At 43.5% G+C, this 14,134-nt stretch carries 15 protein-coding genes; 12 read left to right on the top strand and 3 right to left on the bottom strand.

Going from position 1 to position 14,134, the window contains the following annotated elements; all coding sequences use genetic code 11:
- Window position 1: 1 nt before the first annotated feature.
- The 6 genes from AACW06_RS05155 (at window position 2) to pgpA (ending at window position 4,698) form a co-directional block, all read left to right on the top strand.
- Entirely contained in the window at window positions 2-658 is a 657-nt protein-coding gene (locus AACW06_RS05155; RefSeq protein ID WP_192074279.1) for a riboflavin synthase, read from the top strand.
- A gap of 67 nt (window positions 659-725) precedes the next feature.
- Window positions 726-1,835, top strand: a complete 1,110-nt coding sequence (ribBA, locus tag AACW06_RS05150; protein ID WP_192074278.1) for a bifunctional 3,4-dihydroxy-2-butanone-4-phosphate synthase/GTP cyclohydrolase II — start codon at window positions 726-728, stop codon at window positions 1,833-1,835.
- Between the two features lie 203 nt (window positions 1,836-2,038).
- Window positions 2,039-2,509, top strand: coding sequence for a 6,7-dimethyl-8-ribityllumazine synthase (gene ribH, locus AACW06_RS05145; protein WP_192074277.1), 471 nt, complete (start codon window positions 2,039-2,041; stop codon window positions 2,507-2,509).
- Complete coding sequence (gene nusB, locus AACW06_RS05140) at window positions 2,509-2,976, top strand: transcription antitermination factor NusB (protein ID WP_053310912.1); 468 nt, start codon at window positions 2,509-2,511, stop codon at window positions 2,974-2,976. Before ribH ends, nusB begins: the two co-directional genes overlap by 1 nt.
- Before the next feature lie 247 nt (window positions 2,977-3,223).
- Window positions 3,224-4,198 (top strand): thiamine-phosphate kinase, encoded by a 975-nt coding sequence (gene thiL, locus AACW06_RS05135; RefSeq protein ID WP_192074276.1) that lies wholly within the window; start codon window positions 3,224-3,226, stop codon window positions 4,196-4,198.
- Entirely contained in the window at window positions 4,195-4,698 is a 504-nt protein-coding gene (pgpA, locus tag AACW06_RS05130; protein WP_192074275.1) for a phosphatidylglycerophosphatase A, read from the top strand. Before thiL ends, pgpA begins: the two co-directional genes overlap by 4 nt.
- Before the next feature lie 56 nt (window positions 4,699-4,754).
- Here pgpA and AACW06_RS05125 read toward each other — a convergent pair whose 3' ends face one another.
- The 3 genes from AACW06_RS05125 to map all read right to left on the bottom strand — a co-directional run bounded on the left by AACW06_RS05125 (window position 4,755) and on the right by map (window position 8,838).
- The gene (locus AACW06_RS05125; protein ID WP_192074274.1) at window positions 4,755-5,138 is read right to left on the bottom strand and encodes a DUF3461 family protein; all 384 of its coding nucleotides are present in this window, start codon (window positions 5,136-5,138) and stop codon (window positions 4,755-4,757) included.
- Window positions 5,139-5,266: 128 nt separating this feature from the next.
- Complete coding sequence (gene glnD / locus AACW06_RS05120; protein ID WP_192074273.1) at window positions 5,267-7,891, bottom strand: bifunctional uridylyltransferase/uridylyl-removing protein GlnD; 2,625 nt, start codon at window positions 7,889-7,891, stop codon at window positions 5,267-5,269.
- 104 nt (window positions 7,892-7,995) lie between these two features.
- A complete protein-coding gene (map, locus tag AACW06_RS05115) occupies window positions 7,996-8,838 on the bottom strand; it encodes a type I methionyl aminopeptidase (protein ID WP_192074272.1) in 843 nt (280 codons plus the stop codon).
- A gap of 379 nt (window positions 8,839-9,217) precedes the next feature.
- Between map and rpsB the strand changes: the two genes are divergently transcribed.
- From rpsB to AACW06_RS05085, 6 genes are all read left to right on the top strand, one after another.
- On the top strand, window positions 9,218-9,949 hold the full coding sequence (rpsB, locus tag AACW06_RS05110) for a 30S ribosomal protein S2 (protein WP_053310918.1): 732 nt from the start codon (window positions 9,218-9,220) through the stop codon (window positions 9,947-9,949).
- Window positions 9,950-10,079: 130 nt separating this feature from the next.
- Window positions 10,080-10,925 carry a translation elongation factor Ts gene (gene tsf / locus AACW06_RS05105; RefSeq protein WP_192074271.1) on the top strand — a complete coding sequence of 282 codons (846 nt, stop codon included), beginning with the start codon at window positions 10,080-10,082 and terminating at the stop codon, window positions 10,923-10,925.
- A 151-nt stretch (window positions 10,926-11,076) separates the two neighbouring features.
- Window positions 11,077-11,808, top strand: coding sequence for a UMP kinase (pyrH, locus tag AACW06_RS05100; RefSeq protein ID WP_053310920.1), 732 nt, complete (start codon window positions 11,077-11,079; stop codon window positions 11,806-11,808).
- 33 nt (window positions 11,809-11,841) lie between these two features.
- Window positions 11,842-12,399, top strand: coding sequence for a ribosome recycling factor (frr, locus tag AACW06_RS05095; RefSeq protein ID WP_053310921.1), 558 nt, complete (start codon window positions 11,842-11,844; stop codon window positions 12,397-12,399).
- Window positions 12,400-12,489: 90 nt separating this feature from the next.
- Window positions 12,490-13,245: an isoprenyl transferase gene (locus AACW06_RS05090; RefSeq protein ID WP_192074270.1), complete on the top strand. Its 756-nt coding sequence runs from the start codon at window positions 12,490-12,492 to the stop codon at window positions 13,243-13,245.
- Between the two features lie 13 nt (window positions 13,246-13,258).
- Complete coding sequence (locus AACW06_RS05085) at window positions 13,259-14,101, top strand: phosphatidate cytidylyltransferase (RefSeq protein ID WP_192074269.1); 843 nt, start codon at window positions 13,259-13,261, stop codon at window positions 14,099-14,101.
- The last annotated feature ends 33 nt before the right edge of the window (window positions 14,102-14,134 follow it).

The raw sequence follows: 14,134 nt of genomic DNA, 5'->3' as shown, positions 1-14,134 counted from the left end.
GATGTTTACAGGAATAGTAGAAGCAGTGGGCACGCTCGCTGCCATAACACCAAAAGGTGAAGATATCAGTGTTACGGTTAACGTTGGTAACCTTGATATGGCTGATGTAAAGCTGGGTGACAGTATTGCTACCAATGGTGTGTGTTTGACGGTGGTTGATTTTGGCTCTCACCATTACAGCGCGGATTTATCTTTTGAAACTCTCAATAAGACAGGTTTCACTGCTTACCAAGTTGGTGACAAGCTTAACTTAGAAAAAGCGATGCTTCCTACGACACGTTTTGGTGGTCATATTGTTTCAGGACACGTCGATGGTGTTGGTGAAATTATTGAGCGTAACAGCGTTGGTCGAGCCATTGAATTATGGGTGGCGATGCCGAATGAACTGAATAAATACGTGGCGGAAAAAGGGTCAGTCACCGTTGATGGCATCAGTTTGACCGTTAATGAGTTAAGGAAAAACGCCTTCAAACTGACCATTGTTCCCCACACATCAGAAGAAACCACTATCAATGATTTTCACGTTGGACGTAAAGTGAATTTAGAGGTGGATGTTCTTGCGCGTTATATGGAGCGTTTACTTCAAGTTCAGCGTGGTGAAGATGCACCAGAATCTAAAATTACCATGGAATTTTTACAGCAAAATGGTTTTGCCTAAGCGGCAATATCATTACTGCCCTGATATGGGTAGGCAGCGGAAAGTAATCCAGTCATAGGAAGAGATTATGTCAATTAGTACGCCACAAGAAATTATTGAAGATATTCGTCTAGGTAAAATGGTCATCTTGATGGATGACGAAGATCGTGAAAATGAAGGCGATCTGATCATGGCCGCTGAACATGTTACCCCTGAAGCAATTAACTTTATGGCTAAATATGGTCGCGGTTTGATCTGTTTAACCATGACTAAAGAACGTTGCCAGCGTTTGGGCTTGCCACCAATGGTGCAAGATAATAACGCCCAGTACACAACCAATTTCACCGTCTCTATTGAGGCCGCTGAAGGGGTAACGACAGGGATCTCTGCGGCTGATCGTGCTGTGACAGTACAGGCTGCAGTCGCGAAAGATGCCAAAGCGTCTGATTTAGTGCAGCCGGGGCATATTTTCCCGCTAGCGGCACAAGAAGGTGGGGTATTAACTCGTGCGGGACATACTGAAGCCGGGTGTGACTTAGCGAGTCTTGCTGGGTTAGAACCCGCTTCAGTGATCGTGGAAATTCTTAACGAAGATGGCTCAATGGCGCGTCGTCCTGATCTGGAAGTTTTTGCACAGCAGCATGGCGTAAAGTTGGGCACTATTGCGGATTTAATCGAATATCGTAATAACACCGAAACTACCATTGAACGTGTCGCGCAATGCAAACTACCAACTGAATATGGTGAGTTTGAGCTCTTTACCTACCGTGACATCATTGATAACCAAATTCATTATGCATTGAAAAAAGAGACGTTAGCACAACAAGCACCATTAGTGCGTGTGCATTTACAAGATACGTTTACCGATTTACTACGCAGTGATCGTAATGCAGAGCGTAGTTGGACGTTAGACAAGGCAATGCAACGCATTGGTAGTGAAGGTGGTGTGTTGGTTATTTTGGGCAATGAAGAGTCAACCGATTTATTGATTCATCGTGTTAAAATGTTCGAGCAACAAGACAAGGGTGAAGCACCAACGTTAGCGAAAAAACAGGGCACATCACGCCGTGTCGGTGTCGGTTCACAGATGTTGGCCGATTTAGGTGTAAGTGAAATGCGTCTGCTATCTTCGGCGAATAAAAAGTATCATGCTCTGGGTGGTTTTGGACTTAACGTTATCGAATACGTCTGTGAATAATTTTCTGAATCTAGCGCACTTTTTCTAAATTGAATGTGATAGTGCAAAGTTCTATCAGTCAAAGGAAGCGAAAGGCTTCCTTTGTTATTTTTAGAGTTTGGTGTTTGGTTTGAACGCTAAGCCGAATTTCCATTAGATATTGCTCACAAATTTGTGCTAGAATCCGGCGATTCTCACTTGTGAATATAGTTAAAGGAAAGCTTATGAAAGTGATCGAGGGTGGCTTCCCAGCGCCAAATGCAAAAATTGCTATCGTTATTTCTCGTTTCAACAGTTTTATTAACGAAAGTCTTCTTTCTGGTGCAATCGATACTTTAAAGCGTCACGGACAAGTTAGCGAAGACAACATTACCGTTGTTCGCTGCCCTGGTGCTGTAGAATTACCTCTTGTTGCTCAACGTGTTGCAAAAACAGGTAAATACGATGCAATCGTATCTCTCGGTACTGTTATCCGTGGTGGTACACCACACTTTGACTATGTATGCAGTGAATGTAATAAAGGTTTGGCACAAGTGTCATTGGAATACAGCCTTCCAGTCGCATTCGGTGTCCTAACTGTTGATACTATCGATCAAGCCATTGAACGCGCAGGAACCAAGGCTGGTAACAAAGGTGCAGAGGCTGCACTAAGCGCGCTTGAGATGATTAACGTTCTTTCTGAAATCGAATCCTAATGGGGGCCAGTGTGAAACCAGCCGCACGTCGTAATGCACGTCAATTTGCGCTACAAGCAATTTATTCTTGGCAAATTACAAAAGAAAATGTAGCCACTGTTGAAGAGCAATTCCTCTCGGGTGGTAAGTATGATGAAGAAGAGCATCATGCTGCAGAGCCAGCTTTAACGGCTCCAGAAACCGACGTTGCATATTTCCGTGATCTACTCACGGGTGTAGTGCTAAGCCACACAGAGCTAGATAGCAAATTGCGTCCTTTCGTGTCTCGTCCTATGCAGGATTTGGACATGATGGAATTGGCGTTACTTCGTTTAGCCATGTATGAAATGACTCGTCGTGAAGATGTTCCTTATAAAGTGGTCATCAATGAAGCGATTGAGTTAGCTAAAGTATTTGCTGCTGAAGATAGCCATAAGTTTGTGAATGGTGTACTTGATAAAGCCGCACCTCACGTACGCAAAAAATAATTAGTCGTTTAAAAATAAAAAGGTCAGCATATGCTGACCTTTTTTATGACAATATTTCTCTGCTATATATCCAAACCACTTGAAGTTGTAAGTAGGCGGCAAGTGAGTTCATCCCCATCAGCATAGATGAACTATGTGATTGGGGTGAGCGAACGTAGCCAACACCGCTGCAACTTCAAGTCGGAAGGGTATCGCTCTAGCAACGAGAAATGCCACAATAATAAAAAATAAGGGCAGGAAACTTGGCATGTCCGGTGAATTTAATTTAATTAATCGCTATTTTTCTAACCGTCAACCGCAACGTAAAGACGTATTTCTCGCCTTAGGTGATGACTGCGCATTAGTTAAACCGCCTGAAAATGTTCGTATTGCGATCAGTACTGATACTTTGGTGGCGGGTACCCATTTTTTGATAGATGCGAACCCTGCTTGGGTCGCACATAAAGCGCTGGCTTCTAATATCAGTGACCTTGCTGCAATGGGAGCAACACCCGCTTGGGTATCGTTTGCACTCACGATGCCAAATCCCGATGAAGCATGGCTCAAGCCATTTTGCGATGCTTTTTTTGAACTTGCCAATTACTACAATATCCAACTGATTGGTGGTGACACCACCAAAGGGCCATTAAGTTTAACGCTTACGGTGCAGGGTTTTGTTCCTCAAGAACAAGCGTTACTTCGCAGCGGTGCTAAAGTGGGCGATTGGGTATATGTCACTGGTGATCTTGGTGATAGCAAGGCGGGGTTGGATGTTATTCTCAACAATGCGTTACGTGCTAAACCATTTGCGCTTGAGTTGGAAAAGCGCCACTATCTTTCGATACCGAGGATACTGGCAGGTCAGGCATTGCTGAATTTGGCTTCAGCAGCCATTGATATTTCTGACGGTCTGATTTCAGACATCAAACATATTCTCGAACACTCTCAGGTTGGCGTCAGCCTTGATGTTGCAAAATTACCTTTATCACAAGAGCTGTTGCAGTTTGCCGACAATCTTGAAACAGCGCAGCATTATGCGTTGACCAGTGGTGAAGAGTACGAACTGTGCTTTACCGTTCCAGAACAAAACAAAGGATCCATTGAAAGTGCGCTCGCTCATTGTGGTTGTAAAGTGAGTTGTATTGGACAGATTCGTCCACAAGGTACATTTGAATTACATCATCAAGGTAAAGTGCTTAATTGGCAGCTCAATGGCTATGACCATTTTAAGGTGAATTTATGACCAATCCGTTATCTCGTCTTTCATTGAAAAATCCGTGGCACCTTTTAGCTACAGGGTTTGGCAGTGGTCTATCGCCTGTAGTACCCGGTACAATGGGAACATTGGCGAGTGTGCCTTTTTACTTACTGCTTGTGCAGTTACCTATCGTGTTATATGCCAGCGTCGTAGTGATAACCTGTTTGGTCGGCATTAAAATTTGCCAAGTGACCTCTGATGATATGCAGGTTCATGATCACGGCTCCATTGTTTGGGATGAATTTGCTGGTTTTTGGATAACCATGTTGGTGGTGCCATTGTTTAATTTATCCCCTTTCGATTGGAAATGGCTGGTCACCGGTTTTATGCTGTTTCGCTTTTTCGATATGGTGAAACCTTGGCCTATCGGTTGGTTAGATAAGCGAGTTCATGGTGGGTTAGGGATCATGATTGACGATATTGTTGCCGGGTTGATGTCGGCAATTGCACTGTATTGGGTGGGGTTCTATGCCGGGTGGCTTTAAAAAAGGCGACAAAAAAGGTTCCCTATGGAACCTTTTTCTTGGTTATAAATTGGGTGTTATTTAAGCTTCTCTAAATCGGCTTCAATCTCAGAAATTTTGCTGGAGACAACTTTTTCTAAATGACGCAGATCAGTGAGTATTTTTTGCTTAAGGTCTATCTCGGCCTGTGGTGCTGGTTTCGTTATCTCGTTCAGTTCATCAATTACTAACGTCAAGTTACGGTTGATTTCGGTAACTTCTTTGTACTGATGACTACCACTGTCGACTAAGACATTTTTTATCTGTCGGGGGTACTTAAATTTTACGCTTTTAGCGAAAAGCTCACCTTTCTGTTTATGAAAGTAAATCTTTAACACATCTTTATGTGCTTCTTGACGAAGTGAATAGCGCTCAATTTGTTTAGGATCTTGAATACCTAAACCTATGAGGTATGGAAACATAAGCGACCTCTATTATTTTATGTGACACATCAACGACCTGTTTCAATGTAGCAGGCTAAATCATCGCTAGATAGTTCCTAACCCCATCAATACCTCAACTTGTGGGCAAGATCGCTTTCCGCCTCCTTTTAATTTGGCGCAAGTTCAGAGACATTTTTTATTAGCGTTTCGCGTAAACTTAATTCCTCTTCTTCGCTTAATTTTCCTCCTTGAGAGCTTGTTAGAATGAATAAATCTTCCGCTCGCTCGCCAATGGTGGTGATTTTTGCCCCATGCAAATGAATATCTAAATTGGTAAACGTGCGACCAACCGTTGCGAGTAACCCCGGTGTATCAAGTGCAACAAATTCCATTAAGGTGCGCTTATTGCTTTTTGTTGGTAAGAAATCGACTCTGGTCTTTACTTTAAAATGTTGTAAGTTGCGTGGTGTACGGCGTAATTTCAATTTATCTTGCCAACCTGCTTTCAGACCATTAAGCAGATTTTCTATAACAAAATCATGGTGATCTTCATCAATTGCTTCACCGTTGTGATCTAGAACCATGAATGTATCGAGTACATAGCCATCTTTACTCGACATGATTTGTGCGTCGTGGACACTTAAATTACGTCGGTCAAGTTCTGCCACTACGGTGGCGAATACGGCTGGTTGATCTTTGGTGTACACAAAAACTTCGGTGCCACCTCGCGTTGCTTTTTTGCTAAGCAGAATGAGTGGTTGGCTTGAGTCTTCATGACGCAGTAAGTGTGTACAGTGCCAGGCGATCTGCTTGTGGGTATGGCGTAAGAAGTAATCAGCTTTAAACCGTTGCCAGAGCACTTCGATTTCTCGTGCATTAAAACCTTCTTTGCGCAGTAATGCTGACGCCAGTTGTTGATTGTGTCTAATTCGGTCACGGACATCGACGGGGTTTTCTAAGCCACGGCGTAATGCACGTTGCGTTGAATGGAAAAGTTCAGCCAATAACGTGCGTTTCCAACTGTTCCAGAGCTCTGGGTTTGTTGCGCAAATATCGGCTACGGTTAGGCACACTAAATGTTCTAGATACTCTTCATCACGGACCTTTTTGGCAAATTCTGTGATGACATCTGGGTCATAAATATCACGCCGTTGAGCGGTGACCGACATCAAAAGGTGATTTTGCACTAACCAAGCCACAAGTTTGGCTTCTGGTTTGGATAAACCATGTTCAATACAAAAATTGTACGCTTCGGTTGCACCAATTTCAGAATGGTCACCACCACGACCTTTACCAATATCGTGGAAAATCGCGGCGAGGATCAGTAGCTCTTTTTTCTGAAGGCGAGGGTAGACTTCACAGCAAATCGGATGCTTGTCATGATTTTGGGCATGGCTAAAAGTATTGATGTGCTTGAGCAAACGAATACTGTGTTCATCAACAGTATAAACATGAAAAAGATCAAATTGCATTTGTCCGACAATTTGACTCCATTGTGGCAAATAAGCTGCAAGTACCCCTAATTTGTGCATCAAGCTAAATGCACGATGCAGTGCATTGGGATGGCGTACTAACGCCATGAAGGTTTCACGAGCTTCGGGAATCGTGTGTAGGAATTTGTTCAAGCGACGACGAGCAGTACGCAATTGGCGCATCGTTGCAGGAGCAACACTCTCAATGGTCGAGTCATTGGCAATATGAATAAACATATCCAAAATTGTTTCTGGACGAGCTTGGAAAAGAGCAGGTTTACGTGCTTCAATCAAGTTGCCGCGACGTTGAAAATCGTCATCTAAAATGATAGCAGGTATCTCCTCACCGTTATTGAGGATGGCTTGATCAAACAAACGCAGTAACATTTTGTTTAGTTCAGCAACACGGCGTAGTGTGCGATAGAACTCTTTCATCATCATTTCTACACCGCGGTTGCCCTCACCAGTGAATCCTAAGTGCTCGGCTACTTGAGCTTGATGGGCAAAAGTGAGGCGGTTGTCATAGCGTTTTAACTCAATGTGTAGCGCGAATCGTACGCGCCATAGGAAATCTTGGCATTCCACCAATTCACGGTATTCTGCATCAGTTAAAAAACCAAAGTGGCTCATTTCCAATAATGAGGTAGCACCAAAATGGCGTCTCGCAACCCAGCTTAATGTATGAATATCTCTTAAACCGCCCGGAGTTGATTTGATATCAGGCTCAAGGTTGTAAGTCGTATCGTGATAGCGTGCGTGGCGGTCTCTCTGCTCTTGAATTTTGGCTCGGTAAAAGGTTTCACTGGGCCAAAATGACTCGGAGTGGATTTGCATTTTTAAATGATGAAAGGTGTCGTTGCTGCCACATAACAAGCGAGCTTCTTGCAGGTTTGTCGCTACGGTTAAATCTTCACGCCCAATGTCTGCGCATTCTTTAACTGTGCGAACGGCATGACCTACTTCTAAGCGTAAGTCCCACAATAGCGTAATGAATTCGCTGATTTTGAGGCCAAGCTCTGCTGGCAAGGTTGTTTTTGAAACAACGAGAATATCAATATCAGAAAGTGGATGAAGTTCACCACGGCCATAGCCACCAACCGCCACTAAGCTAATATCAACAAGTTGATTAAACTCAAAGTATTCCCATAAGCGATAAAGCAGTTGGTCCATGTACTCAGAGCGACCAAGCACTAAGTCGTTCACTGGATGGTGATTTAGAAATTCGCTTTTCTGGTAGCCGGTAAAATGTTCAAGCTGTTGTTTGAGTTCACTGATCGTGATCTGTGAATCGGAGAAGGTCAGTGGTGACTGAAAAGGCATAACGGCAATCCATGCTAGTGAAAATTCACAACGTGGAGAGACTGTATCAAATCGTTACCGATAAAAAAATATCCCTGCGAGCAGGGATATTCGTAACCGAGTGATTAGGCGTTATTCATTAAGCGAGGAATCGACTCTTCTGCACGTAGCGTAAGTACTTCACAGCCGGTTGCTGTCACTAAAATAGTGTGTTCCCATTGAGCTGAATTTTTGCCGTCAGCGGTATAAACTGTCCAGTTATCTTCTTCATCAAGGCGACAGCCAAATTTACCTGCATTAATCATTGGTTCAATGGTGAAAATCATACCTTCACGTAATACGGTTCTGTCGCCATTTTTATAATGCACAACCTGTGGATCTTCGTGGAATTCAGAGCCGATACCGTGCCCACAGTAATCTTTAACAATAGAAAGCTTCAAGCGAGGATTATTTTTATTGTTGGTTTTAATGTGCTTTTCTATCGCCGTACCAATTTCACCTAACTGAACGCCTGGTTTAACTTTTTTCATGCCAATGTAAAGACACTCTTGTGCCACAAGGCATAAGCGTTTGTCAGAAGGTGAAACTTCACCGACTAGAAACATTTTAGAGGTATCACCGTGGTAACCATCTTTGATAACGGTAATATCGATATTGACGATATCGCCATCTTTTAGAACCGCAGGGCGCTGTAGTTGACCGTACTGCTCGTCTTGAGAGGCTGGAATGCCATGACAGACAATATGATTAATGGAAGTACAAATTGATTTAGGAAAACCGTGATAGTCCAGTGGCGCAGGGATTGCTTGCTGAACTTCAGTAATGTACTTGTGGCAAATTTGGTCGAGTTCTTCGGTTGTTACACCAACTTGCACATGAGGTTCAATCATTTCTAGAACATCAGCAGCCAGCTTACCCGCTACACGCATTTTCGCTATTTCTTCAGCATTTTTTATTTTTACAGACATCGGCTTTCTCTAATTCATTCTTTTGCACAGCGTGTGCTAATGGGCGTTATTCTAGCAGTGCGTCGGTGAATCGCAAGAAGTCCCTTTCTGTAAGTAAGACTTGTTTTCATAAAATGAATAAGACGTGTACAAGCACATAGGGATTTTTTTCTAGCCAGATAAGGCTTAAATATGGTATAAAGCGCGCCGGAATCGAAGTGTGTTTTCTCCATTTTTGGCGAAACCCATATTCATTCCACTCACATTATCTTTAAATCACACACATTCCGACACGTGTTCCGGGGTGCTCCAACAGTAAAACTATTTACATTAAGTGGATAGATGTTAGGGGTCGGATTCATGGGGGATGTGGAGGCCTAACCCCATAGAGGATTTTAAAATGGCAACTGTATCAATGCGCGACATGCTAAAAGCTGGTGTTCACTTCGGTCACCAGACTCGTTACTGGAACCCAAAAATGAAGCCATTCATTTTCGGTGCTCGTAGCCGTGTTCATATCATCAACCTAGAAAAAACTGTACCTATGTTCAACGAAGCTCTAGCTGAGCTACACAAAGTTGGCGAGAAAAAAGGTAAAGTTCTTTTCGTTGGTACTAAGCGCGCTGCATCTGAAGCTGTTAAAGAAGCTGCTATCGCAAGCAACCAATTCTACGTTAACAACCGCTGGTTGGGCGGCATGCTAACTAACTGGAAAACTGTTCGTCAGTCAATCAAGCGCCTAAAAGAGCTTGAAGCTCAATCTACAGACGGTACTTTTGATAAACTAACTAAGAAAGAAGCTCTAATGCGTACTCGCGAAATGGAGAAGCTAGAGAAATCTCTTGGTGGTATCAAAGACATGGGCGGTCTACCTGACGCACTGTTTGTAATCGATGCTGATCACGAGCACATTGCAGTTAAAGAAGCAAACAACCTAGGTATCCCAGTTTACGCTGTTGTTGATACTAACTCTAACCCAGACGGCGTTGACTACGTTATCCCAGGTAACGATGATGCAATCCGTGCAATTCAGCTTTACCTAAACGCTGTTGCAGAAACGGTTAACGAAGGTCGTAACAAAGATGCAGCTGCAATTGCTGCTGCAAAAGACGGTTTCGTAGAAGCTGAATAATAGCGGCTCTGAGTCACGCTTAGTCGTCTATGTGTCACACGATTGATGCATTGACTAAGTTATAGTTAGCATCAGGGGCCAAACAATCGGCCCCTGATTTTTACCACCAGAATCAACTGAGGAATAGAGAATGGCAACTGTAACTGCTGCTCTAGTAAAAGAACTGCGCGAGCGTACTGGCGCAGGTATGATGGAATGTAAAAAAGCACTTGTTGAAGCAAACGCTGACATCGAACTAGCGATTGAAAACATGCGTAAAAGCGGTGCGGCTAAAGCAGCTAAAAAAGCTGGTAACATCGCAGCTGAAGGCACAATCCTTATCAAAGGCGCTGACGGCGTTGCTGCGCTTCTAGAAGTAAACTGCCAAACTGACTTCGTAGCTAAAGATTCTAGCTTCCTAGCTTTTGCTAATGAAGTTCTAGACGTTGCTCTTACTGAGCGTCTGGATATCGAAGCACTTCAAGCTAAGTTTGAAGAAGCACGTATCGCTCTAGTTGCTAAAATTGGTGAGAACATCACTATCCGTCGCGTTCAATTCATTGAAGGCGCTAAAGTGGGTTCATACCGTCACGGCGACCGTATCGGTGTTGTTGTTGCTGGCGATGCTGACGAAGAAACTATCAAGCACGTAGCAATGCACGTTGCTGCTGCTAAGCCTGAGTACGTTAATCCTGAAGATGTACCAGCTGACGTTGTTGCTAAAGAACGTGAAATTCAAATCGAAATCGCAATGCAATCTGGTAAGCCAGCTGCAATCGCTGAGAAAATGGTTGAAGGCCGCATGACTAAGTTCACTGGTGAAGTGTCTCTTACAGGTCAAGCGTTCATCATGGATCCTTCTCAAACTGTTGGCGCAATGCTGAAAGCTAAAGGCGCAACAGTAACTAACTTCGTTCGTTTAGAAGTTGGTGAAGGTATCGAGAAAGCTCAAGAACTAAGCTTCGCTGAAGAAGTTGCAATGGTTCAAAAAGGTTAATCCTAGCGATTTTGCCTAAAAAAAGACCGTAGCCAAGGCTGCGGTCTTTTTACGAATAGCAGCTTGAGATTAATTGTGATGATTTGGAATTCGATCTTTAGTTTCAAACCATGACCGTTAATCGACAACTCTCTATTGGAAGGTAAGCTTCATGACTACGAACCCTAAACCAGCATATCAACGTATCCTGTTAAAACTTAGCGGTGAAGCGCTACAAGGCGAAGAAGGTTTTGGTATTGATCCTACGGTACTTGACCGTATGGCTCAGGAAGTAAAAGAACTGGTTGAACTGGGTGTTCAAGTTGGCGTTGTTATCGGTGGTGGTAACTTATTCCGTGGTGCAGGTCTAGCTGAAGCTGGCATGAACCGTGTTGTTGGCGACCATATGGGTATGCTTGCGACAGTTATGAACGGCTTAGCAATGCGTGATGCTCTGCACCGTGCTTACGTGAACGCTCGTGTTATGTCGGCTATTCCTCTTAAAGGCGTTTGTGATGATTACAACTGGGCCGATGCGATTAGCCAATTGCGTCAAGGTCGAGTGGTTATTTTCTCAGCAGGTACTGGAAACCCATTCTTCACCACTGATTCTGCTGCATGTTTGCGCGGTATTGAGATTGAAGCAGACGTAGTTCTAAAAGCGACAAAAGTAGATGGCGTATTTAGTGCAGACCCAGTGGCAAACCCTGACGCAGAACTGTATGATAAGCTGTCTTATACAACTGTGCTTGAAAAAGAGTTAAAAGTTATGGACTTGGCAGCGTTCACACTTGCGCGTGACCATAAAATGCCAATCCGCGTATTTAATATGAACAAACCAGGCGCATTACGTCGTGTGGTAATGGGTGAAGCGGAAGGCACGCTAATTAGCACTGCTGAATAATCACTCCAAACAGATAAGAATTAAGGTGATATTGTGATTAACGAAATCAAGAAAGACGCTCAAGAGCGTATGGATAAGAGCGTAGAAGCCCTGAAAAACAACCTTTCTAAGGTACGTACTGGTCGCGCTCACCCAAGTTTACTCTCAGGTATTTCTGTCGATTATTATGGTTCAGCAACACCGTTGAATCAGGTAGGTAACGTGGTAGCAGAAGATGCACGTACGCTTGCTATTACTGTATTTGATAAAGAGCTGACACAGAAAGTTGAAAAAGCAATTCTGATGTCTGACCTAGGTCTAAACCCTATGTCAGCAGGTACCGTTATTCGCGTTCCACTTCCACCATTGACTGAAGAACGTCGTAAAGACCTAGTTAAGATTGTACGCGGTGAAGCTGAAGGCGGTCGTGTTGCTGTTCGTAACATTCGTCGTGATGCTAATGGTGATCTGAAAGGTCTGTTGAAAGACAAAGAAATTTCAGAGGATGAAGATCGCAAAGCGCAAGATGACATCCAGAAACTAACGGATGCAGCCATTAAGAAGATTGATGATGTTCTTGCCGCTAAAGAAAAAGAGTTAATGGAAGTTTAATAACTTTACCCCTTCAAAAAACGCTGTACTCACAGTGCAGCGTTTTTTATGCTATTTTGCCCTTTCAGTTTGGTAATCAATTAATCTCTTATGCAAAATCCATCACTCAGCTCCGATGTATTACCTCAACATATTGCTATCATTATGGACGGAAACGGCCGTTGGGCGAAAGCTCAAGGTAAGCCGCGTGTTTTTGGTCATAAAAATGGTGTTGCAGCGGTCAGAAAAACCATTTCAACTTCGGCTAAGTTAGGTATCAAAGCGGTAACGTTGTTTGCATTTAGCAGTGAAAACTGGCGACGTCCGCAAGAGGAAGTGGGAGTGTTAATGGAGTTATTTATTTCTGTATTATCAACGGAAGTAAAAAAACTGCATAAAAATAATTTGCGTTTAAGAGTGATTGGCGACAAGACACGCTTTAGTTCACGTTTGCAGGCTAAAATAGCTCAAGCGGAAACACTAACGGCGTCAAACAGTGGCATGGTGGTTAATATCGCTGCAAACTATGGCGGTAAATGGGATATTACTGAAGCTATGCGCAATATTGCCACCAGAGTGGCCAATGGAGAATTGACTGCGGAAGAGATTGACGAGAGCTTAATCACTCAGTCGTTAACCATGTCTGATTTGCCGGAGGTTGATCTGCTCATTCGTACCAGTGGTGAATGTCGTATCAGTAACTTTATGCTCTGGCAGTTAGCCTACGCCGAGATGTATTTTACTCCTATTTACTGGCCAGAATTTGGCGAAGAAAGTTTAATTGAAGCAGTGACTTGGTTTGTTAATCGTGAGCGCCGTTTTGGCTGTACTGGTGAGCAAATCAAGGCATTGATGGAACAGCAATAAAGGATCCATTAGTTTGAAGCAACGAATTATCACAGCGCTCATTTTAGCCCCACTGGTGATACTAGGGATTTTTAAACTGTCGCTTCCCCTGTTTATGGCCGCTTTGGCTGTCGTCGCGATAATTGGTGTATGGGAATGGACTCAGTTTGTCGATGCTAAATCGAGATACTTAGCGGCTATTCCTACCGTAGTCGTTGGCGCTGCCAGTTACGTACTCGTTTCTCCTGATGTAACCAGCCTAAACGATATGGCGAGCATCCATTATCTGATTCTTGGTATCGGCGCGGTTTGGTGGCTGTTTTCGAGCTTCTTAGCTATTACTTATCCGAAGTCTCGTTCGTGGTGGGAAAACTCCAAGACGTTGAGACATCTATTTGGTGTGCTTACCTTACTCCCTTTTTTCTGGAGTGTGTTATTTCTACGCGCAGAATCCTTTTCGAGTGATCCTTACCACGGTGCAAAATTAGTGCTGTTCGTTTGCCTGATCGTTTGGGCCGCTGACAGTGGCGCTTACTTTGCCGGGAAAAGTTTTGGTAAGCGCAAAATGGCGCCAGCCGTCAGCCCAAATAAAACCATTGAAGGTTTGATCGGTGGGGTTATTACCGCTCTTATCGTCGCGTGGTTCACGGCAGATTTGTTTAATATTGAATTTTCAAGCCCAGTATCGATGGTGGTGATAACACTATTCACCGTGGTTATTTCAGTATTAGGCGATCTAGTTGAAAGCATGTTTAAACGTGTTTCTGGAATTAAAGACAGCAGCAATATTATTCCTGGGCACGGTGGTGTCTTGGATCGCATTGATAGCCTTACTGCTGCGTTCCCTATTTTTGCTCTTCTGTATTTTATTTTCTAATGCATGGGGCAAATATGCTTGCCTTATGCTTAC

It is taken from the genome of Vibrio sp. S12_S33, assembly GCF_963889785.1.
Classification (GTDB): domain Bacteria; phylum Pseudomonadota; class Gammaproteobacteria; order Enterobacterales; family Vibrionaceae; genus Vibrio; species Vibrio aestuarianus.
The sequence above is the reverse complement of the archived record's forward strand: the minus strand, read 5'-3'. Positions and strand labels throughout refer to the sequence as shown.

Coding starts and splice junctions, on each gene's coding strand:
- thiL (WP_192074276.1), top strand. CDS start 3,224: ATGTCCGGTGAATTTAATTTAATTAATCGCTATTTTTCTAACCGTCAA.
- AACW06_RS05125 (WP_192074274.1), bottom strand. CDS start 5,138: ATGTTTCCATACCTCATAGGTTTAGGTATTCAAGATCCTAAACAAATT.
- map (WP_192074272.1), bottom strand. CDS start 8,838: ATGTCTGTAAAAATAAAAAATGCTGAAGAAATAGCGAAAATGCGTGTA.
- rpsB (WP_053310918.1), top strand. CDS start 9,218: ATGGCAACTGTATCAATGCGCGACATGCTAAAAGCTGGTGTTCACTTC.
- pyrH (WP_053310920.1), top strand. CDS start 11,077: ATGACTACGAACCCTAAACCAGCATATCAACGTATCCTGTTAAAACTT.
- tsf (WP_192074271.1), top strand. CDS start 10,080: ATGGCAACTGTAACTGCTGCTCTAGTAAAAGAACTGCGCGAGCGTACT.
- nusB (WP_053310912.1), top strand. CDS start 2,509: ATGGGGGCCAGTGTGAAACCAGCCGCACGTCGTAATGCACGTCAATTT.
- AACW06_RS05090 (WP_192074270.1), top strand. CDS start 12,490: ATGCAAAATCCATCACTCAGCTCCGATGTATTACCTCAACATATTGCT.
- pgpA (WP_192074275.1), top strand. CDS start 4,195: ATGACCAATCCGTTATCTCGTCTTTCATTGAAAAATCCGTGGCACCTT.
- ribBA (WP_192074278.1), top strand. CDS start 726: ATGTCAATTAGTACGCCACAAGAAATTATTGAAGATATTCGTCTAGGT.
- glnD (WP_192074273.1), bottom strand. CDS start 7,891: ATGCCTTTTCAGTCACCACTGACCTTCTCCGATTCACAGATCACGATC.
- AACW06_RS05155 (WP_192074279.1), top strand. CDS start 2: ATGTTTACAGGAATAGTAGAAGCAGTGGGCACGCTCGCTGCCATAACA.
- ribH (WP_192074277.1), top strand. CDS start 2,039: ATGAAAGTGATCGAGGGTGGCTTCCCAGCGCCAAATGCAAAAATTGCT.